At 35.1% G+C, this 21474-nt stretch carries 19 protein-coding genes; 7 read left to right on the top strand and 12 right to left on the bottom strand.

Annotation, left to right across the window (positions count from 1 at the left end):
* Positions 1-5: 5 nt before the first annotated feature.
* The 7 genes from DN393_RS25015 to fdhF form a co-directional block, all read right to left on the bottom strand.
* Entirely contained in the window at positions 6-383 is a 378-nt protein-coding gene (locus tag DN393_RS25015; protein WP_000918377.1) for an ArsR/SmtB family transcription factor, read from the bottom strand.
* 254 nt (positions 384-637) lie between these two features.
* Positions 638-2053, bottom strand: a complete 1416-nt coding sequence (locus DN393_RS25010; RefSeq protein ID WP_064477125.1) for an amino acid permease — start codon at positions 2051-2053, stop codon at positions 638-640.
* A gap of 103 nt (positions 2054-2156) precedes the next feature.
* A complete protein-coding gene (gene ald, locus DN393_RS25005; RefSeq protein ID WP_001219749.1) occupies positions 2157-3290 on the bottom strand; it encodes an alanine dehydrogenase in 1134 nt (377 codons plus the stop codon).
* Positions 3291-3659: 369 nt separating this feature from the next.
* Positions 3660-5531 (bottom strand): glycerophosphoryl diester phosphodiesterase membrane domain-containing protein, encoded by a 1872-nt coding sequence (locus tag DN393_RS25000; RefSeq protein ID WP_078183469.1) that lies wholly within the window; start codon positions 5529-5531, stop codon positions 3660-3662.
* On the bottom strand, positions 5518-5640 hold the full coding sequence (locus tag DN393_RS32220) for a hypothetical protein (protein ID WP_002029708.1): 123 nt from the start codon (positions 5638-5640) through the stop codon (positions 5518-5520). Before DN393_RS32220 ends, DN393_RS25000 begins: the two co-directional genes overlap by 14 nt.
* A gap of 46 nt (positions 5641-5686) precedes the next feature.
* Positions 5687-6169, bottom strand: a complete 483-nt coding sequence (locus tag DN393_RS24995) for a helical membrane plugin domain-containing protein (RefSeq protein WP_001040525.1) — start codon at positions 6167-6169, stop codon at positions 5687-5689.
* A gap of 12 nt (positions 6170-6181) precedes the next feature.
* The gene (gene fdhF / locus DN393_RS24990) at positions 6182-9118 is read right to left on the bottom strand and encodes a formate dehydrogenase subunit alpha (protein ID WP_064477127.1); all 2937 of its coding nucleotides are present in this window, start codon (positions 9116-9118) and stop codon (positions 6182-6184) included.
* A gap of 300 nt (positions 9119-9418) precedes the next feature.
* On the opposite strand from fdhF, the gene fdhD reads away from it, so the two are divergent.
* Together fdhD and DN393_RS24980 are read left to right on the top strand one after the other, a co-directional pair.
* On the top strand, positions 9419-10225 hold the full coding sequence (gene fdhD, locus DN393_RS24985) for a formate dehydrogenase accessory sulfurtransferase FdhD (protein WP_064477128.1): 807 nt from the start codon (positions 9419-9421) through the stop codon (positions 10223-10225).
* 230 nt (positions 10226-10455) lie between these two features.
* On the top strand, positions 10456-10962 hold the full coding sequence (locus DN393_RS24980; RefSeq protein WP_000405878.1) for a GNAT family N-acetyltransferase: 507 nt from the start codon (positions 10456-10458) through the stop codon (positions 10960-10962).
* 355 nt (positions 10963-11317) lie between these two features.
* On the opposite strand, the gene DN393_RS32215 is transcribed toward DN393_RS24980, so the two are convergent.
* Positions 11318-11440: a hypothetical protein gene (locus tag DN393_RS32215; protein ID WP_001068388.1), complete on the bottom strand. Its 123-nt coding sequence runs from the start codon at positions 11438-11440 to the stop codon at positions 11318-11320.
* A gap of 329 nt (positions 11441-11769) precedes the next feature.
* Here DN393_RS32215 and DN393_RS24975 point away from each other — a divergent pair, with 329 nt between their 5' ends.
* The 3 genes from DN393_RS24975 to DN393_RS24965 all read left to right on the top strand — a co-directional run bounded on the left by DN393_RS24975 (position 11770) and on the right by DN393_RS24965 (position 14627).
* On the top strand, positions 11770-12441 hold the full coding sequence (locus DN393_RS24975) for a response regulator transcription factor (RefSeq protein ID WP_064477129.1): 672 nt from the start codon (positions 11770-11772) through the stop codon (positions 12439-12441).
* 64 nt (positions 12442-12505) lie between these two features.
* Positions 12506-13969, top strand: coding sequence for a sensor histidine kinase (locus tag DN393_RS24970; RefSeq protein WP_064477130.1), 1464 nt, complete (start codon positions 12506-12508; stop codon positions 13967-13969).
* Between the two features lie 145 nt (positions 13970-14114).
* Positions 14115-14627 (top strand): GNAT family N-acetyltransferase, encoded by a 513-nt coding sequence (locus DN393_RS24965; protein ID WP_000351216.1) that lies wholly within the window; start codon positions 14115-14117, stop codon positions 14625-14627.
* A 33-nt stretch (positions 14628-14660) separates the two neighbouring features.
* Here the strand turns inward: DN393_RS24965 and pdxR are convergent, their stop codons facing one another.
* On the bottom strand, positions 14661-16061 hold the full coding sequence (pdxR, locus tag DN393_RS24960) for a MocR-like pyridoxine biosynthesis transcription factor PdxR (RefSeq protein WP_064477131.1): 1401 nt from the start codon (positions 16059-16061) through the stop codon (positions 14661-14663).
* 120 nt (positions 16062-16181) lie between these two features.
* Between pdxR and DN393_RS24955 the strand changes: the two genes are divergently transcribed.
* Together DN393_RS24955 and DN393_RS24950 are read left to right on the top strand one after the other, a co-directional pair.
* Positions 16182-17108, top strand: coding sequence for a DMT family transporter (locus DN393_RS24955; RefSeq protein ID WP_149174051.1), 927 nt, complete (start codon positions 16182-16184; stop codon positions 17106-17108).
* A 115-nt stretch (positions 17109-17223) separates the two neighbouring features.
* Entirely contained in the window at positions 17224-17748 is a 525-nt protein-coding gene (locus DN393_RS24950) for a DUF4871 domain-containing protein (protein WP_078183466.1), read from the top strand.
* Positions 17749-18038: 290 nt separating this feature from the next.
* On the opposite strand, the gene DN393_RS24945 is transcribed toward DN393_RS24950, so the two are convergent.
* From DN393_RS24945 to DN393_RS24935, 3 genes are all read right to left on the bottom strand, one after another.
* Positions 18039-19238 carry an NAD(P)-dependent malic enzyme gene (locus DN393_RS24945; RefSeq protein WP_098102959.1) on the bottom strand — a complete coding sequence of 400 codons (1200 nt, stop codon included), beginning with the start codon at positions 19236-19238 and terminating at the stop codon, positions 18039-18041.
* A 59-nt stretch (positions 19239-19297) separates the two neighbouring features.
* The gene (locus DN393_RS24940) at positions 19298-20644 is read right to left on the bottom strand and encodes a 2-hydroxycarboxylate transporter family protein (protein ID WP_000512725.1); all 1347 of its coding nucleotides are present in this window, start codon (positions 20642-20644) and stop codon (positions 19298-19300) included.
* Positions 20645-20766: 122 nt separating this feature from the next.
* Positions 20767-21474 (bottom strand): response regulator, encoded by a 708-nt coding sequence (locus DN393_RS24935; protein ID WP_048541629.1) that lies wholly within the window; start codon positions 21472-21474, stop codon positions 20767-20769.

Raw genomic sequence — 21474 nt, 5'->3', positions numbered from 1 at the left:
TCTTTTTATTCTTCCTCGTTTACGTGTTCAAACGCTTGCTCGAAGATATGAATTACGTGCTGGTCAGCTAATGAATAATAAACGACCTTTCCTTCTTTACGATTCTTTACAAGTTTCGCTTGCTTTAACACACGAAGCTGATGCGAAATAGATGATTGTGTCATTCCTAATAAATAAGCTAAATCACAAACACACATTTCAGCTTCAAATAATGCATGTAATATTCTCGTCCGTGTACGATCGCCTAATACTTTAAATAATTCTGCTACTTTACTTAAACTTTCATCAGTTGGAATTGTTTGTTTTACTTGATCAACAACTTCTTCATGAATTATCGTTTGAGAACATGTCTCTTGTGGTGTTTCTACTTTATTTCCAGCCATTATAGCTCACCTCTTTATTTGAACATATGAACAATCATTCATATATCTTATACTCTTATTATATGAGCGTCTGTTCATATGTGTCAATGAAATCCCATACATTTTTCCGAACATTTTGTTCACATTTTAATAAGGCGTACACATATTTTCTGCATCCATTACATTCTCATACGAAAAATGGATGTACATTTTGCACAAAAGAAAAAAGCCTTGCGCGCTCCCTAGACGCACAAGGCTTACTATCTTATATCCCTTTAATTAGCTTTTTCTAAATTATCTTGCGAACTTCCATCTTCTTTTAGATGACTGTGCTTTTTCGAATATACAAAGTATACAACTACTCCAATTGCTAACCAAACACCGAAGTATATCCATGTTTTTAACGGTAAATTTACCATTAAGAATAGACAACATGCAACTGAAATAATCGGTAAGATTGGTACAAGTGGTACCATAAATCCGCGTTGTAATTTCGGATGTGTTTTACGAAGAATGATGACAGTTACACCCACCATCGCAAATGTTAATAACGCTCCAATATTCGCTAAATTTGACAATTCTTTTAAATCGATAAATCCAGCAATTAATGCACTACCAATTCCTGTTAACCAAACTGAAAATGTTGGTGCTTCTGTCTTTTTATTAATTTTTGCAAATGATTTTGGCAATAAACCGTCACGGCTCATCGCGAAGAATACACGTGTTGTTGCATAAATGTAAGCAAAAATTACAGCCATAATACCAATTACAGCTCCAATTGCGATTATACCTGCTACTTTGTCTTGTCCTACAACTTCTAACACATATGCCATAGCTTCTGGTACATCTAATTCTTTATAAGAAACCATACCTGTCATAACGAGACAAACTACAACATAAATGATTGTACAAATGACTAATGAAGCAATAATACCAATCGGCAGATCACGTTGCGGATTTTTTACTTCTTCAGCAGAAGTTGCTAATGCATCAAATCCTAAGAAAGCGAAGAATACTGCTGCTCCTCCGGCGAAAACTCCACTTATGCCGTACGGTGCAAATGGTATCCAGTTTTCTGGTTTCACGTAGAATACACCAACTGCAATGAATAAAACAACAATACCAATTTTAATTAATACCATTATGTTATTCACACGCTTACTTTCTTTTGTACCTCGTGATAATAACCAAGTTATCACCAACGTAACGATAATTGCGGGTAAGTTCACCATACCACCTTGCGATGGAATCGTTAACAAGGCTTTAGGAATTTCAAGTCCTAATCCACTAACTAAGTTATTGAAATAACCCGTCCATCCGCCAGCTACTGCGGCAGTTGTTACGACATATACGGATAACAATGTCCATCCCATTAAATGGGCAACAAACTCACCAATTGTTGCATATGAATATGTGTACACACTACCTGAAACAGGAAGTGTAGATGCAACCTCTGCATAACATAAAGCTGCAAATCCACAAACAATTGCTGCAATCATGAATGAAAAAATAACTGCTGGACCAGCATCTCTTGCTGCTACTAATCCTGTTAATACTAGAACTCCTGTACCGATTATCGCACCAATCCCTAGCATTGTTAGGTCGAATGCCCCTAGCGTTTTCGTTAAAGTTTTACTTTTACTTTCCCCTAACAATTGCGTAACGGATTTCTTTTTAAATAGGTTGGCCACGATGTATGCCCCCTTTTGCCAAGAAGAGCTAAGAGATCTTCACTCTTAGCTCTTATCATGTTGGTTTATATATTGTTCGATTTTTTTTTGTATAATGCTTCTATTAGCAAGATACTGTTTCTGCTTCTAATAATTCTTTAGCACCTTTGTACTCTACACCGTGAGCTTCTGCAACTGCTTCGAATGTTACATAGCCGTCTAATGTGTTAATACCTTTTAGTAATGCAGAGTTGCCTAGGCAAGCTTCTTTGTAGCCTTTGTTAGCAATTTGCACTGCATATGGTACTGTTACGTTTGTTAATGCAAGAGTTGATGTACGTGGAACCGCACCTGGCATGTTTGCAACTGCATAATGAACAACGCCGTGTTTTTCGTAAGTTGGGTTATCATGAGTTGTAATACGGTCAGTTGTTTCGAAAATACCACCTTGGTCAATCGCGATATCTACAACAACAGAACCTGGTTCCATTGATTGAATCATTTCTTCTGTTACAAGTTTTGGCGCTTTTGCACCTGGAATTAATACTGCACCGATTACAAGATCAGACTCTTTTACAGCTTCTGCAATATTGTAAGGATTAGACATTAAAGTTTTTACTTGGTTTCCGAAAATGTCATCTAATTGACGAAGACGTTCTGCACTTAAATCGATGATTGTTACATCCGCACCTAGTCCAACTGCAATTTTAGCAGCATTTGTACCAGCTTGTCCACCACCGATGATTGTTACTTTACCACGTTTAACCCCTGGAACACCTGCAAGTAAGATACCTTTACCGCCTTTGTTTTTCTCAAGGAATTGTGCACCAATTTGTGCAGCCATACGACCAGCTACTTCACTCATAGGTGCAAGTAATGGTAGAGAACGGTTTTCTAATTGTACTGTTTCGTATGCAATCGCAACAACTTTCTTCTCAATTAACGCTTTTGTTAATTCTGGTTCTGGAGCTAAGTGTAAGTATGTGAATAAGATTAAACCTTCGCTGAAGTGTTTGTATTCGCTTTCAACTGGTTCCTTAACTTTCATAACCATTTCCATGTTCCAAGCTTCTTCAGCCGTATCAACAATTTTCGCTCCTGCTTCAACATACTGAGCATCTGTGAAACCAGATCCTAGACCTGCACCCTTTTGAATGAATACTTCGTGATTGTTACGAATTAAATGTACAACACCTGCTGGTGTCATTGCCACACGGTTTTCGTTGTTTTTAATTTCTGCTGGTACCCCAATACGCATAATGAAATGCCCCCTTATAATTAACAGAAAAAAGAAAGTCTTTTTTCTTTTTGTAATAATTAATAACTTATGTCCTTATTCTAGCATAACTTAAAAATTATGAAAACGCTAACATATCATTTTTTTAAAGTTTATATATTTAGAATAGTGTAAATATATGGAACATTGATTCTATTAGCATCTTCGTTACATTGCATTATCTATCACTCTATTTTTATTATACACATTAAAAATAAGCAATAATCATTTATTATTCGACAATAATGTAACAATGTAAGAAACCCGAGTGATTCCGTATACATATACAGTTCTTAATTTGTACAATACTTTAGAGATATATTCTTTTCCTAAAAAAACAGCTGCGGGCATCTAGCCAACAGCTGGGTAACTTATAAATAACTTGGAAAATAAATCATCTGTTGTTTCACTAATTTTATCAAACAGATCACTTTCTTCCGCTTCTTGTTCTTTTAACATCTTAATTGTTTCACGTGCATCTTCAGGATAATCGGTAATGATACCATCTACGTTTAATTTATAATATCCCTTTAAACTTTCCATATCATTTACCGTCCATACGTAAATCGGCTTGTTTAACTTTCTTGCCTCTTTTACTAATTTCTTATTTAACATGTATTCTTCTGCTACATAAAAATCAGCCTTCACATTCTTTAAGTTGGCTCTACTTGCATACAGTATATATCCTACTTTTATATTTGGATTTGCACGTTTAAACTCTTTAATAAGCGGATAGTGTAACGTTTGAATGACACATTGTTTCTCAAATTCATTATCTTTAATCACTTTTAATACTTTGTTTACGAAATCTTTTTCGCCACCATGAAGCTTCACTTCAATATTAAGTTTGATTTTGTTCTTTGATAGCTTAATGATCTCATCAAGTGTACTGATTTGTCCTGAAAACCCATCTTGACTAAGGGTAAGCTGTCTTAACTCGTCCATCGTTAATTCTGACACATGAACATTAGCATTTGCAAGACGTTTTAGCTTCAAATCATGTATAACTGCTAGTTCACCGTCTTTCGTTTGCAGTACATCAATTTCAGCATAGTCTGCTTTCGCATCAATAGCCCCCTGCACAGCTTCTTTCGTATTCTCTACACCTTTTGAAATATAACCACGATGAGCCATAATAATTGGTTCTTTATATGTGTTTGTAATAAAGGTAACAATGAAGGCAACAACCATTCCAGCAGTAATAATTCCTACAATATATACGCCAATAAATTTCCAACGATGTTTTTGGAAGAAACATTTATCTGCTTTTGTTTTCGAATAATCTAATCCTTCTTCTAATAAAACATCTTCAACCGGAACCTTTTGTAAATATAATCGTGTTATTGCCATAATATAAAATGGCGTCACGATAAAACTAAATAAATACAATGTACTCGTTAAAAATACAGACATTGTTGATTCCGCTAATAATGCAAATGTTCCCTGTGGATTTGTAAATTCGTACATGCCCCATAGACACAATAAATACATTCCAAAAAATACGCCGTACACAATCCCTATTGAAATAAAAAATCCTACTAAAAAGAATAGTACTTTAAAAAAACTTTCTTTTACTAACGTTGCACTTTTACGTGCTGCTGCGCGAAACGGCTTTTGCTCTAAAACAACAATAGGTAGAACAAAAATCCAGCGAAGGTTCAAATATGTAACTACAGCAAAAAATGTGTAATAACCAACTTGTCCCATCGTTGTCTTAAACAGTTCTCCTGTAATAAAGTTAGGAATTTGAATTTGCGGAATTAACGCCGTTTCATATCCGATATTTAAAAGAGGTAACAATACGACAGCATATAAAATAAATCCTGGTAAGCAATATGTGAACAGAGTAGGTAAATACGTTACAGTTTTATATAAAATCGGACGTAATTTCACCTTTTGTCTTTTATGAGCGAAGTACGAAATAATAATAAGTACCGCAAATTCCGTAAAGATAAGAAACAGGGCTAACAATGATAAAATTACGATTGCCAAAATGCCGTATGGTGTCTTTAAAAACGCTAATAATTCATCATTCGTCGCATTTGCATAACCACCAAAATACAATAACTTATTAAAAATAATCCCAAATAGCGGAACAAATACAATCGCTGCTAATAATTTATAAGCAAGTTGAAAGGTTAATACATTCCAAAAAGCAAACCTAACTGTTTGAAAGGAATGTCCCATTACCCCTGGTATAGATAGTCTTTTACGGTGTTGCATATATTCCTCCACATTCTAAAACGATATTTGAGATGGATTCCATATTTCCATTTCCAATCCATCTTTTTAATAATAATATATTCCGCTTAACATGAACACTCTTATACATGCAATGAAAAAAGTGATGGCTACTTCCCATCACTTTTTCATTTACTCTATTTTTTCTCTAATCCTTGCCCAAATGCTTTCAAGAAGCTAAAACCGAATGTAATGGCTCTATTGATATCTGGATCTTTTAACACTTTAAAGAAATCCATCACTTTTGTTTTTTTACCACTATTTAATTCATCTGTAGCAAATTGCAATCCAGTGACTAAACTCGATGTGATTTGCTTCGTTACTTCTGGGTCAACTGCGGATAGCGCTTCCCCCGCCCCCATCATATTGTTGAGTGCATTTTTAACGGGTTCACGATTTAATTGCTCCACAGCGATTTTTGAAACATCTTCCTTCGCAGCAAGTAAACTAATCGCCGCATCTAATATACCAGCCTTCTGCAACTGTGCTAAAAGCTGCATCGTTTCTTCTACTGCTTCACGATTATTAGATAACTCATTTAGAAGTTCATCTGCTACTTGCTGTTTCTGCTCTTCCTCTGTTACAACTTTCTTTTTTATTAACGTAATTTCTTTCGCCACTATCTCCGCCCCCTAGTCCACAAGTGATACGTATTGTTTTCTTTGCCATTTTTGCTCGATTTCAACACCATTTTGCGGATTACGCTTTTTATCTCGCGGGTTTGAAGATGGTAACGGACGATTTCCTTTTTCACGTAACACACGCATTTTCACCATCGTTTGTTTATATGCTGGTGTACACGTATAAAGGTCTGTTGCCGTCCCCGTTAAAATATTAATCGCTTCTTCATTTATCGTTGCATGCATCGGTAAATATAGCTCTTTCCCCGTTACACGGTCAGTAATAAGCGCTTGTACTTTAATTTTTCCAAATGGTGATGCTAATTCTACAAGACCACCATCTTTCACATTGCGCTCTATAGCGAGTTCAGGTGAAATTTCAACGAATACTTCAGATACTTTAGATAAAATACCAGCTGATTTATTCGTCATATTCCCTTCATGGAAATGTTCTAGCATGCGTCCATTATTTAACAGTAAATCATACTCATCTGGCGCTACAACCGGTGGTACCCATTCATCTAATGATAAACGAGCAAGTTTATCTGGGAAGTTAAATCCGTCTACATATAATAGCGGTGTATCGCTACCATCATGACTACCCCAACATAAACTATTCCACCCTTCTAGACGGTCATACGTCGCTTGAGAGTATAACGGTGCAAGTGATGCGATTTCGTCCATAATTTCACTTGGACTTTCGTAATTCCAATCCCCGCCCAGTGCACGAGCAACTTTTTGCAAAATCCACCAGTCTGGTTTGGAATCACCTAGTGGTTTCAATACTTCATATAATCTTTGAATACGGCGCTCTGTATTCGTAAACGTTCCTTCTTTTTCTAAACTTGGTGCTGCCGGTAAAATAACATCAGCAAAACGAGCTGTTTTTGATAAGAACATATCTTGAACAACGAGGAAATCTAAATTCGATAAAATATGTTGCACATGGTTCGCATTTGAATCGACTAAAGCCATTTCTTCACCCATGACATACATACCGCGTAGTTTTCCTTCTTCCGCTGCAAGTAACATTGCAATATTATTTAATCCTGGTGCTTTCGGAATAGTTGTACCGTATGCTTTTTCAAATTTCGCACGCAGCGTATCATCTGATACTGCTTGATAACCAGGAAGCCAGTTTGGTAATGTTGCCATATCACAAGCACCTTGTACGTTATTATGTCCTCGTAATGGGTATGCACCTGCACCAGGACGACGATAGTTACCCGTAACAAGTAGTAAATTTGAAATTGCTGCTGATGTCGTACTTCCTCCTGTATTTTGCGTTACACCCATTCCCCAAAGTATACAAGTACCATCTGCTTCATATACCATACGGGCCATTTCTTTTAACTGAGTTTTAGAAATCCCCGTAATTTCTTCTGTATAATCGAGCGTATACTTTTCTAACATTTTGCTATATTCATCAAAGTTCTTCACATTTTCAGCTAAAAACTTTTTATCGTGCCAATCTTGATCAATAATATATTTCGTAATACCAGCAAGCCATACGTAATCCGTACCTTGGCGCGGATGAATAAATAAATCCGCACGCTCTGCCATTTCATGTTTACGAAGGTCTGCTACAATCAGTTTTTGCTCGTGTAATTTATGAGCACGTTTTACTCTCGTCGCAAGTACAGGGTGTCCTTCTGTTGGATTCGCACCAACGATAATAACAAGGCCTGCTTCAGCTATATCTTTCACTGTTCCAGCATCCCCGCCCATACCGACAGTTTTAAATAAACCGTCTGTCGCTGGAGATTGACAATAACGAGAACAGTTGTCCACATTATTCGTTCCATATATTTGTCGGGCTAGTTTTTGCATAAGGTAATTTTCTTCATTCGTTACTTTCGATGAAGAAATGAACCCAAATGCATCGCTGCCATATTCAGATTTAATATGCTGCATGTTAGAAGCAACAACTTCTAATGCTTCTTCCCATGAAGCTTCAACAAACATATCCCCTTGGCGAATTAATGGCTTCGTAATTCGATCTTCACTATTTACAAAGTCCCATCCAAATTTACCTTTTACACATGTGGAAATACCATTAACAGGTGCATCTGAAACAGGTTGCACTTTTAATATATGGCGATCTTTTGTCCATACTTCAAAGGAACAACCGACACCACAAAATGTACAAACTGTTTTTGTTTTATTAACTTTCGTCTTACGCATCGCAGCCTCTACTTCTGAAACCGCTAAAATACTACTATATCCAGGCTCTACATCCTTTACAAAATCAATCATTGGATCTAACACATCTGATTTTAATCCAGTCATAAACCCAGCTTCACCTAGCATTGTTTTTTCCATTAACGCATTACATGGACATACTGTTACACACTGCCCACAACTTACACAAGATGAGTCATTTATGCTTACACCATGATCCCATATAACACGTGGACGATCTAAGTTCCAGTCTATCGATATAGTTTCATTAACCTGTAAGTTTTGACATACTTCTACACACTGTCCACAAGCAATACATTGATTTGGATCATACCGATAAAACGGATGTGACATATCCACTTCACAAGCACTTACTTTGGGCTCATACGGATATTTCTGTTCTTCAATTTCCATCATATGTACCGTGTTATGGACTTTACAGTTACCATTATTGTTATCACAAACGGTACAATACAATAAATGATTCTCTAATATTCGATCCATTGCCTCAGTCTGTGCCTCTTTCGCACGCTGGGACTGTCTTTCGATATGCATACCGCTCTCTAATTTCGTTGAACAAGCACGTAATAACTTCCCATTTACTTCTACAATACACGTATCACAAGTTTGAATTGGATCTACTTCTGGTACATGACAAATTTGAGGATGTTCCAAATTACTCTCGTTAAATAATTGTAGTATCGTCTTTTCACCCGATGTGGAAAATTCTTTACCATCCACGGTTACACGGACTGTCTGTTCTGCCATAGTTTCCCCTCTCCTTACAACCAACTGTACAACACAATTATGAATCCGTTTTCAAAATCGCATTACTGTACATATTTTTGAAACGCTCTGCCCGAATACTTTTCTTATGAAGCCGATTCTAGATGTTATAAGGTATAACTACGAAAGCTTGAAAATATCACTATTCTACGGTTCTATTATATCGTACATATACAATAATAACCAAAATAATCTGTGATTTCCTTGCTAATAGGTGTTTTTATTTCCCCATTGTTTTATGATAAATATGGGAGAGAAATACATATAAAAGGGGAATTAAATATGGGGCCTACGCAAGAGACTTTTACAATTGTACGCTATCAATCTGGTACATTTTCAAAACAACTGGATGAGATTGTTACAGAATCTCCTATTACCATTAAATTAAATGGTGAAGAATATGTAACAGTTGTATGCACACCAAATTATATTGAAGATATGGTAATTGGTTTTTTAATTTCTGAAGGAATTATTGCTTACTATAAAGATGTTGAAGAACTATGGGTGCAAAAAGATAACGGAATTGTCCATGTAACATCATCAAAAATAAATCCACTCTATCAAACTTTATATAATAAACGATACATCACTTCTTGCTGCGGAAAAGGTAGACAAGGATTTATTTTCGTTAACGATGCAGCAAAAGCAAAAGATTTACATGATATACATGTAAAAATTACTCCTGAAGAATGCTTTTACTTAATGAATACTTTACAACAATCTTCCACTACCTTTCGCCAAACCGGCGGGGTTCACAATACCGCGCTATGTGATCGAAACAATATCCTCCTATCAAGAATGGATATTGGAAGACATAATGCATTAGATAAAATATATGGTCATTGTTTACGCAACGATATATCCGTTAAAGGAAAAATCATCGCATTTAGCGGGCGTATTTCATCCGAAATTTTACTAAAAGTTTCAAAAATCGGATGTGAAATGGTTCTATCTAAATCCGCTCCAACAAAATTAGCATTACAACTCGCTCATGATTTAGGCATTACAGTCGTAGGATTTATTAGAAATGAATCTTGCAATATTTACACACATCCACATCGAATTGATGGTTATCAATCGAATAACTAAAATAACTCCTCGGTTGAGGAGTTATTTTAGTTATAAAAATGTAATATATTAAAGACTTGAATAGTTAATGAAGTTAATATATAATTTCATTACATATTAAAAATAAAACATTGTAGCATATATCTTTTCATTCTTTTACAAATTAAAAGAGACTGCTAACAAAACGCATACACAATCTTATAGAAGTAATGGATTTATTTTATTTGAAATCGACCAAGGAGGTTATAACTATGGAAATTCGCTTATTAACGACAGAGGACGCAGAAATATATTTAAAAGTTTGTATGGAAGGTTTAACGAAGAACCCAGAAGCTTTTAGCTCTTCTTATGAAGATGTTCTTAAACACGAGGATCCTGTAGCTGCTATGGCAAAACGATTAAGCAATCCGGATAAGTATACTCTAGGGGTCTTCAAAGATAACGATTTAATCGGCATTTCTACTTTAGAAACAAAGCCTTTCATTAAACAAGAACATAAAGCAAAAATCGGTTCCGTTTTTGTTTCCCCAAAAGCGCGTGGCCTTGGCGCAGGACGAGCTCTAATTAAAGCAATTATTGAAAATGCCGATAAACTACATGTAGAACAACTTATGCTCGATGTTGTAGTTGGTAACGATGCGGCAAAAAAATTATATGAGTCATTAGGTTTCCAAACTTACGGCGTACAAGAACGTTCATTAAAACATAACGGTCAATATTGGGACGAGGAACATATGGTTCTATTCTTAAATGATTAATACTCCAATATAGTTAAAAGCACCTTTTGATTAAGAAAGGTGCTTTTTTCATTACAACAATGTAATCTTCATGTCACCTTTATCGATCGTACCAAACCTTTCCATTCATTATACTAAAAGTATAAAGTGAAACTTTAATTAGTAAGGCATCAATTATGAAATGAACGTATAGCATTCAATTGATAGGTAGAGGAGAATGTGACATGAAACAAAACAAACGAGCTATGCTTTTAATATTTACTACAGCAATTGTAACTTCTGGGTTAGCAATTTTACCTTGGTTTATTATATAGAACTATTTCCCTAATAATGAAAAAAGCTTATTGCTTCTTAAGAAGCAATAAGCTTTTTTATATTATAAAATCCCCAAAATTTTATTTACACAACTTATAATAATAACCATAGATACGGCAATGCACATGACAACCGTATTACGATCTTGCTTTTCTTTTTTTGAAATTTCTTCTTTTGGATTCATGTGTATGATCTCCTTTTAAAAAAAGTGTGAGATAGGAAATTTTTCTTATCCGATGCGAGGTGAATACGAAAACCCTCTCTATCTCACATACACAATAGAATGGAATTGTCATTTTATAAATAAAATGACATGACGTTATGTCGCAACATAGGGTATTTTGTGTCGCTACGTTTTCTATTATAAAAAATAGTTGTGCAAAACTAGTGCATTTTTTATGTCAATTACTCTGAGCGAAAAATAACTCTTCCACTCAATCACATAAAAAGAGTTTTTTATTATTTTCATGTAAACTATACAAGTAGAATGAACAGTTTGGGGTGCACAAGATTATGGTAAAAATTTTATTAGTAGACGATGAAGAACGCATGTTACGATTATTAGATCTGTTCTTAAGTCCTCGTGGCTATTTCTGTATGAAAGCTACCTCTGGCCTTGAAGCACTAAAGTTAATAGAACAAAAAGACTTCGATATTATTTTGTTAGATGTTATGATGCCGAATATGGATGGATGGGATACTTGCTATCAAATCCGTCAAATTTCCAACGTTCCAATTATTATGCTAACAGCTCGTAATCAAAATTACGATATGGTGAAAGGCCTCACTATGGGCGCGGACGACTATATTACAAAACCATTTGATGAGCATGTATTAGTCGCAAGAATCGAGGCTATATTACGTCGTACAAAGAAAGACGGCTTCGTTAGCTTCAATGGTATCGAGTGGGATAAAACGAAACATACTGTCACAGTTTATGACGAAAAAATCTCACTAACTCCTATTGAATTTTCGTTACTTGGACTATTTTTACAAAATACAAACCGTGCTTATAGCCGAGATGATTTAATCGAGAAAATTTGGGGCTATGAAACAGACATCGAATATAGAACAATCGATTCACATATTCGCAATATCCGTGATAAATTACGTAAAAAAGGATTTCCAATTGAAAATTACTTAGAAACCGTCTATAAAGTCGGATATAAATGGAAATGTGAATAATTACTTCGGTCAGTGGAAATACCATACCACTGACCGTTTATTATGAATAAGGTATGGTGAGAAAATGAGTAAACTTTCCCTTAAAATTGGGACATACTTTTTAATATTAGCTTTATGTATTGAAACAATTGCTTTCGTATCTTTTTACAAAAGCATTTCAACAATGCGGATTGAGGAAGAAACACTTGCTCTTTTAGAAAAAGGTAATCGCTATAGTAAAAAAATTACAAGCCGCACAAAGTGGAATGCAATTGCTAAAGAAAAGCAACACCCCGAACGCGCTGAATACAATAAAAACCCTAACCGTCCTATGTATCCAGATTTCGATATCGCGGATGCAGCTGCACACTTAGTAGAATCAGAATTAATTGCTAACTCTGATATAGCTATCATACTAACAGACAATAATGGCAAAATTATTTCCACTTCAGAACCCGTAACAAAGGCAATGCAGAAACAACTTACTTGTAAAACAGAACCTATTCCAAAAGGCGGATTAATCGTCGAAAAGAACTGGAAAAAATCAAAATTCATCACAACGGTAAGCCCACTTAACACAGAAGAGTTTCAAGGAAAGTTATATATGTTATTAAAAACATCTTTCTTAGAAAATATGTTACTTAAACTCATGAATCAATTTCTTATCATTAGTGTTGTGACAATTATTTTAACGACTATTTCTGTCTTTGTTTTTTCTCGTGTTATTACAGAACCACTTATAAAAATGAAGAGGGCAACAGAAAAAATGTCAAAATTAAATACACCAATTCAATTAGGTATTAAACGGAATGATGAGCTTGGCAGCTTAGCAAAAACGATCGAAGATTTATCCAGTGAACTGACTTATATGAAAAAAGAAAGAAATGAATTTCTCGCTAGTGTTGCCCATGAACTATTAACTCCATTGACCTATATGAAAGGTTATGCGAAGGTAGCAAAGAGGGATTCTTTAACGAAAGAAGAGCGTGAAGAATACTTACAGATCATTGAGGATGAAACAGATAGTGTAACCGATCTCGTCCAAGATTTATTTATGCTAGTGCAATTAGAACAACATCAGTTTGTTATAAAAAAACAAAAAGTGATCCTTAAACCATTTTTAGAACGAATGGTTGAAAAAACAAAAACAACATTAACTAACAAACAAATGCAACTCCATGTATATTGCAAAGATGATTTAGAAGTTTGCATAGACGAAAGACGTATGGAACAAGTTATGTTAAATTTATTACACAATGCTTATCAACATTCACCAGAAAACACATCTATTACGATACGTGTACTCACGGAAACAGATTCTTTTACAATAAATGTAGACGATGAAGGAGAAGGTATTCCTGAAGAAGATATCTCACATATTTTTGATCGTTTTTATCGTGTTGATAAATCCAGAACGAGAGCTACTGGAGGAAAAGGTATCGGGCTAGCTGTTGCAAAAGAAATTGTAGAATTGCATAACGGTTCCATTCTAGTAACAAGCCAATTAGGAGTAGGGACAAACTTTAGAATCAAGCTACCATTTGAATAAGATGCGTGTGAAAACACCAGTAGTAGTAAACACTACTGGTGTTATTTTGTTCATAAAATCAGCTCATATAAGCTAACCTTTTGAAATTATTCTTATTTCAATATAAAATAAAGTTACATTTGCAAAGATTTGGAGGGTGATATAATTGGATATCCATGTATTAACAAAAGACGAAGCAGAAATTTACTTAGAACTTCGTGTAGAAGGATTAAAGCAAAACCCTGAAGCTTTCAGCTCTTCTTATGAAGATATTATTAATAAAGAGTGTGCGATTGAATATAAAGCACAAAAATTAGCACAAGATGAAAACTATACGCTAGGTGCATTTAAAGATGGACAATTAATCGGAGTTGCAACGCTGGAAACGAAACCATATGTAAAACAAGAACATAAAGCTAAAATTGGTTCTGTATATGTGTCTCCAAAAGCACGCGGACTTGGAGCAGGAAAAGCACTTATTAAAGAATGTCTTGAACTTGCTAAATCTTTAGAAGTAGAACAAGTTATGCTTGATGTTGTTGTTGGCAACGATGGTGCGAAGAAACTTTATGAATCATTAGGATTTAAAACATTCGGTGTGCAAGAACGTTCATTAAAATATAACGGACAATATTGGGACGAAGAGCATATGGTCTTATTCTTAGATGAAAATAAATAATAAAAAACATCCTCATGCTTGGAGGATGTTTTTTTACTTTCTTGTATACCATGCCTTATGTAATAATTGAATCGCTTTCGCAATTTCTTCTTCTGATAAAATCGCAAACCCAAGTAAAACTACATTTTCAGGCGCAGTACCGTCTTTATAGTACGTAGAAACAGGATATATTTTAATACTATATTTCGCAGCTTCTTGAATTAGTTCTTCTTCTCGCATTCCATTATGCACTTGTAATAAAATGTGTAATCCAGAATCTTCTCCTATCACTTCAACACGATTAGAGAAATACTTCTCTATTTCAAAAACAAGTCGATCCCTCTTTTTTCGGTAAACGACACGCATTTTATGAATATGTTTTTCCCAATAGCCTTCATTGAAAAACCTTCTTATCACTTCTTGGTCCATTCTTGAAACACTTTGCGTATAAAATAAATATTCCTTTTGATACTTTTCAATTACATTCTTCGGTAATACGATATAACTCATCCGTAATGAGGGTAACAACGCTTTTGATAGCGTCCCCATATAAATAACTTTCCCATCTGTATCTAATCCTTGCAGTGCCGGAATTGGCTTTCCTGAATAACGAAATTCACTATCGTAATCATCTTCAATAATATACCTGCCTTCTTCTTTCTTCGCCCATTGTAAAAGCTGCGTCCTTCTCGTAATAGGCATAATCATTCCATATGGGAATTGATGAGAAGGTGTAACAAATACAACATTTGCATCGCTATTTTCTAAATCTGCCATACAAATTCCGTCCCTATCTAAAGACAACATTTGAACCTTCTTTTCTCCCTGTTCAAAAACGACCATTTTCCTATGATAACCTGGGTTTTCAACCGCATAGTTACTTCCCTTCAACAACTGAAAAAGTAACTTCACTAATATTTGTGTTCCCGCCCCTAATACAATTTGACTAGCTGAACAACGCACACCTCTAGATTCATACAAATAGCTCGCAATTTCCTCCCTTAAGCTCAATTCCCCTTGAGGGTGTCCAAGAAAAAGCAACTCATTATTATGCGGCTGCCATACATCATTTATAAGCTTACGGTACATAGTGAACGGAAAAGTATTCGTATCAACTCCTGTTTGGGTGAAATCAAATTTATAGTTCTCCTCCCGAAACGGTACTTCTTCTACTTTCGCTTCGCTTCCTTCTACATAAATCATTTGTTCAATTTTACATACAAAATAACCTTTTCTCGATGCCGATTCAATATAACCTTCTGCAAGTAATTGCTCGTAAGCTGCTTCTACTGTATTCTTACTCACTTGTAAATAGCTCGCCAGCTTTCTTTTAGCAGGTAATTTTGTAAAAGCCGGAATCGTTCCATCTTTAATCTCTTTTTTTATATACTCATACAATTGCACATACAATGCTATTTTACTTTTCGTATTTAAATTAGGCGTTAATTCTAACATAATATCTGACCCCTTAATAAAACTAAAATCTGATACTTTTTACAGTACCAGAAGTTATATATAATTCCTTGTATCATGTCACACATAAAAAATCAAATACTCGAGAGGGGATGCATGATCATGAACAACAATAGACGGATTGGACTCATTATGATTATTACAGGAGCTACCTTATGGGGATTATCTGGCCCGATGATTCAGTGGCTATTTCAACATACTAACGTATCATCAATTGATTTTTTAACAATTCGCTTGTTGCTTGCGGGAATATTTATTTTATCTTTCTTACTTATAAAGAAACAAAACATATTTCAAATTTGGAAACATCCGAGATATGCTATACAACTTATTATTTTCTCTATTCTCGGTATGCTCGGTGCACAATATGCCTTTATCGAAACAGTTCATATTAGTAATGCGGTCACAGCGACATTATTTCAATTTCTAGGTCCTGTTCTTATTACCATTTATGTCGCATTTGGACAAAGAAAATTCCCTGCTTCTATGCCACTACTCGCAATTATAACTGCCCTAACAGGAACGTACTTTATTATTACAAACGGTTCAATTGAAAATATTGTTTTATCGAAAGAAGCCATTATTTTCGGCCTATTAACAGCAATTGGCTTTGCATTTTATACCCTTCATCCAGCTTCTCTTATTAAAGAATGCGGAACAACTGTAGTAATTGGCTGGGGGATGTTAATCGGTGGCATTGCCCTACTTATTTGTAATCGCTCGTTTGAATGGAATCAGCTTTCACAAACTTTTACACCAAAAACTTTTTCTATGCTTATTCTTATCATCATAAGTGGCACTCTTTCTTTCCTCCTTTATATCGGTAGTCTGAAATATTTAGCAGCAACAGAAACGAGCATTTTATCTAGCATTGAACCACTTGTAGCTGCCATCGTGTCAATCGCTTGGCTAAATGAATCCTTTGGAGCATATCAATTATTAGGCGGCGTATGTATCGTTCTTTCTGTTATTTTCTTAACGATGCCGCAAAAAGAGAATGAACCGACTTTTACAACTGAACAAATATAGAAAATGTCAAAAGAGGTCGTACAAAACTTACGACCTCTTTTTATACTTTAAAGGAATTGTCCCGCTTTCTAGCAAATACAATTACACTAACAATAAAAATTAGGAGTGTGACACCATGAAAAAAATCGGAACTATGCTACTTTTCTCTTTTCTCATCGCTGGATGCACACAAGCGCAACCTGATTCAGAAGCACCTAAAAAAGAAGCCATCGCAACGTCATCCACTCAAGTTAATGCACCTTCCTTCTTTCATCTTAGCGTTTTAAAAGATGTAAATTGGGAAGAAACACCCTCCTTCATACAAGAAAAAATACCTTTAAAAGGCATCGAAGAAAAAATCGCAATGGCTGATAGTCCTATTATCGCAAATGAAAAAAATGAAATGATGTGGTACTTTTTAGATACTGAAATGCCAACTGGAAAACTATCTATTATTGCACTAAAACAAGGATCAATAACTCCAACACCCGTACTCTTTCAACAAGAAACTTCCAAACCAACTTGGACCACTTCAAATACAATTGATTCTACTACAAACGAACTCCCTCTCACTATGTCACTACCTTCATCTGGATTATGGGTATTAAATATATATGTGAATGAAGAATATTATGATCAGTTTGTAATTACTGCTGAGTAAAGTTACAAAACTAAAACACTTTCTTACAACAATGTAATTTCTACGTCATATACTTCGATAGTGTAAGTATCTCTCTTCTCTTATACTTAAAGTAAGAAATGGCACAAGGAGAGATGAAAAAAATGATAGAAGTGATCGTAGCAGTAACTGAGGTTTTAGTAAATGGTAAACAAGTTGCAATGGAATTAAATAAATAGTGAAGACACACAAATAAATAATTTTACACTTCTTCATTATTTTGATTTCTTATCTCAAAAAAGCAGTGCCTTTTTAGGCACTGCTTTTAGCTATTAATAGCTTGGTATTTTCATAATTTGCGCCACACCTGAATCAATAGCTGCTTTCGCTACAGCTTCCGCAACACTTGGAACAATTCTTTTATCTAACGGATTCGGGATTACATAATTCGCATTACGTTCTTCGTCCGTAATGATGTTAGCGATCCCATATGCTGCCGCTAATTTCATCTCTTCTGTAATATCAGTCGCGCGCACATCTAACGCACCACGGAATATCCCTGGGAACGCCAATACATTATTTACTTGATTCGCATAATCCGAGCGCCCGGTTCCTACTACAGCTGCCCCAGCCTCTAATGCATCCTCTGGGAAGATTTCTGGAATTGGATTCGCCATAGCAAACACAATTGCTTTCTCATTCATCGTTTGTACAAGTTCTTTCGTTAATACGTTAGGAGCAGATACGCCAATAAAAATATCAGCTTGATGAATCGCTTCTTTTAACGTTCCACGCACATATTCTCGATTTGTCTTTTTTGAAACTTCAATTTGCGCTTCGTTCATCCATGATTCACCTTCACAAACAATACCTTCTAAGCTAACTAACGTAATGTGCTTTGCACCAGCCTTTAATAATAATTTTCCAATTGCAATCCCTGCCGAACCCGCACCGTTAATAACAATTTTCACATTATCCATTTGTTTACTAACAACTTTTAATGCATTAATAACAGCTGCTAAGACGACAATAGCGGTTCCATGTTGATCATCATGGAATACAGGAATATTCGTTTCTGCTTTTAATCGCTTTTCAATTTCAAAACAACGTGGTGCCGCAATATCTTCTAAGTTAATTCCTGCAAACGTAGGCTCTAAATTTTTCACAAGGGTAACGATTTCATCCACATCAGTCGTACCTAAACATAACGGGAAAGCATCTACATTCGCAAAGTTCTTAAATAAAATACTCTTCCCTTCCATAACAGGCATAGCTGCTTTCGGTCCAATATTCCCTAAACCAAGTACCGCTGTTCCATCCGAGACAACTGCCACCATATTACCACGTGCCGTATAGTCATACACTGCTTCTTCATCCGCCGCAATTGCTTTGCAAGACTCCGCTACACCTGGTGTATATGTCAGGCTTAAATCATCCGCTGAATTTACTTCTACTTTACTTGTAATTTCAATTTTCCCTACTAATTCTTTATGCAGTAACAATGATCTTTCATTAATTTGATTTTCTAACATACTTATAATCTCCCCTTAATTTGACAAGCTAGCTATATGAATATAGCTAGCTTGTTTGATCATGAAAACATTTTTAATAAAATTGTCGCTGTTACAACCATTGCTGCCCCGCCTAAACGTGTTGAAATTTGCGCAAACGGCATTAATTCCATACGATTTGAAGCTGATAAAATAGCAACATCTCCAGTTCCACCTAAACCACTATGACATCCAGTTACAATTGCTGATTCAACTGGATACATTTTCATCACTTTCCCTACAAGAAAACCTGATGCTACCATTGTAAGAACAACTGATGCGCACACAACAACATATCCTACTGAAAGAACTGCTGCTACGTCTTTTAACGGAATATATAGCAATCCTAGTCCAACCATTAACGGCCAAGTTAAATTCTTCGAAATGAATTTATATAAATGGAATGCTCCTTGCTCCATTTTTGCTGGCATTAATTTAAAGTATTTCACAAGTGCTGCTGAGAAAATCATAATGATTGCCCCAGGAATACCGATGAACTTAGAAGCAAATCCTCCGAAGATAAAGAACGTACACGCAATTAATAAACCTGCTCCCATTAATGAGAAGTCAATTGGCTTCTCTGTATTTTGTTCTTTTAATAACTCTGCCTGATTGTCTGTTTTCACTAATACACCGTTACCACTAAGCTCCGGTTTCTTCTCACCTAAACGCTTCATATACCCTGCACTCACGATTGCGAACATATTTCCAATAATAGCCGCTGGAATAAGCTGTGATACAAACGTTGCTGATGATTCATTTAAAATATCACTATAAGCTAGCGACAATGGTAAAATCCCTTCCCCTATACCACCACTCACAATTGGTACGATGATAAAGAAGAATGTTTGCTTCATTTCAAATCCAAATAGTGAACCGACCAATAATCCTACCGCTACCGAAGCTAACGTCCCTACTACTAAAGGTATAAACATACGAACGAAACCTTGTACTAACACTTTACGATTCATTCCTAAAATACTTCCGACTACTAAACAAGAAATATATAAATATAAAAAGTTCGATTTTTTCATTAACATAGTCGCAGCTTCCATTGAAGCTGGATTCATCCAGTTAAAAAATACAAGTAATGATGGAATAAATAACGAAAGTATTGCCGGACCGCCGATATTTTTTAAAATTGGAATTCTCATTCCAATGTCGCCTAAGAAAATACCCATGATCATAATAACTGCAAATCCACCAATCATATCTGCTGGCAATTTATTATATACAGATGCCCCATAAATAATAGCAGCCAATACTACATATAACGGTAAAGGTATAACACCGATTTTTACATTCATAATTTTAGAAGCGAAAGATTCTCTTTGTACTTCATTTCCTTCAGAAAATGATACCGCTTCCACATTCTTTTGAATTCCCATATGGCACCCCCTTGTTTTCTTAATAACAATATTAAAACGCTTTCAATAGTAAAAATAGTTTTTGTAAGTTTTGTAATTGATTTTGTAATTAAAAAAAGTATAAGCGACTTATAATAAGTCGCTTATACGTAAAACTCTATTTTATTTTTGTCAATACATCTTAATTTACTCACTGGTCTTCCTACGTGTTGATACACCATTTCGTTTTCTAATACTCCAATTTCAGTCAAAAACATTACATACTTTCGAATAGAAACTCTTGAAACTCCAACTAATTGCGCCATTTCATCTGTTGTAAACGCTCGTCCATTCAGCGACTCGATCTTCTGCCAAATTAATTGCATCGTTTGCTTCGTTAATCCTTTCGGAAGCTCTTTAGTGACCGTAGGCTCTCTTTTTTCTTTTTGCAAAATTAACGAATCTAATTCCGATTGACTAATTTTTTGTTGTTCTTTCATGAAAGTAAGTTTTTCTCGATATATAGTTAATGCCTTTTTAAATCGTTCAAATGTAAATGGTTTAATTAAATAATCTACTACACCATATTGTAATGCTTTTTTAATACTCCCCATATCATGTACAGCTGAAATCATCATAATATCGATTTCTTTTTCTTGGTTCCGAATATACATTAAAAGCTCAAATCCAGTTTCTTCAGGCATAAAAATATCAAGTAATACTAAATCTACTCGTGATTCCTCTAATACTTCTATCGCTTCTTTAACGGAGTTAACTGCTTGAACAAGTTCAAACCCTCCTACTTGCTCTAAATAATGCGTATTTAACATTGCTACCATCGGGTCATCTTCTACAATTAAAACTTTAATCAT

Origin of the sequence: Bacillus sp. BPN334, from assembly GCF_008368885.1 — a bacterium.
Lineage (GTDB): Bacteria > Bacillota > Bacilli > Bacillales > Bacillaceae_G > Bacillus_A > Bacillus_A wiedmannii.
The sequence above is the reverse complement of the archived record's forward strand: the minus strand, read 5'-3'. Positions and strand labels throughout refer to the sequence as shown.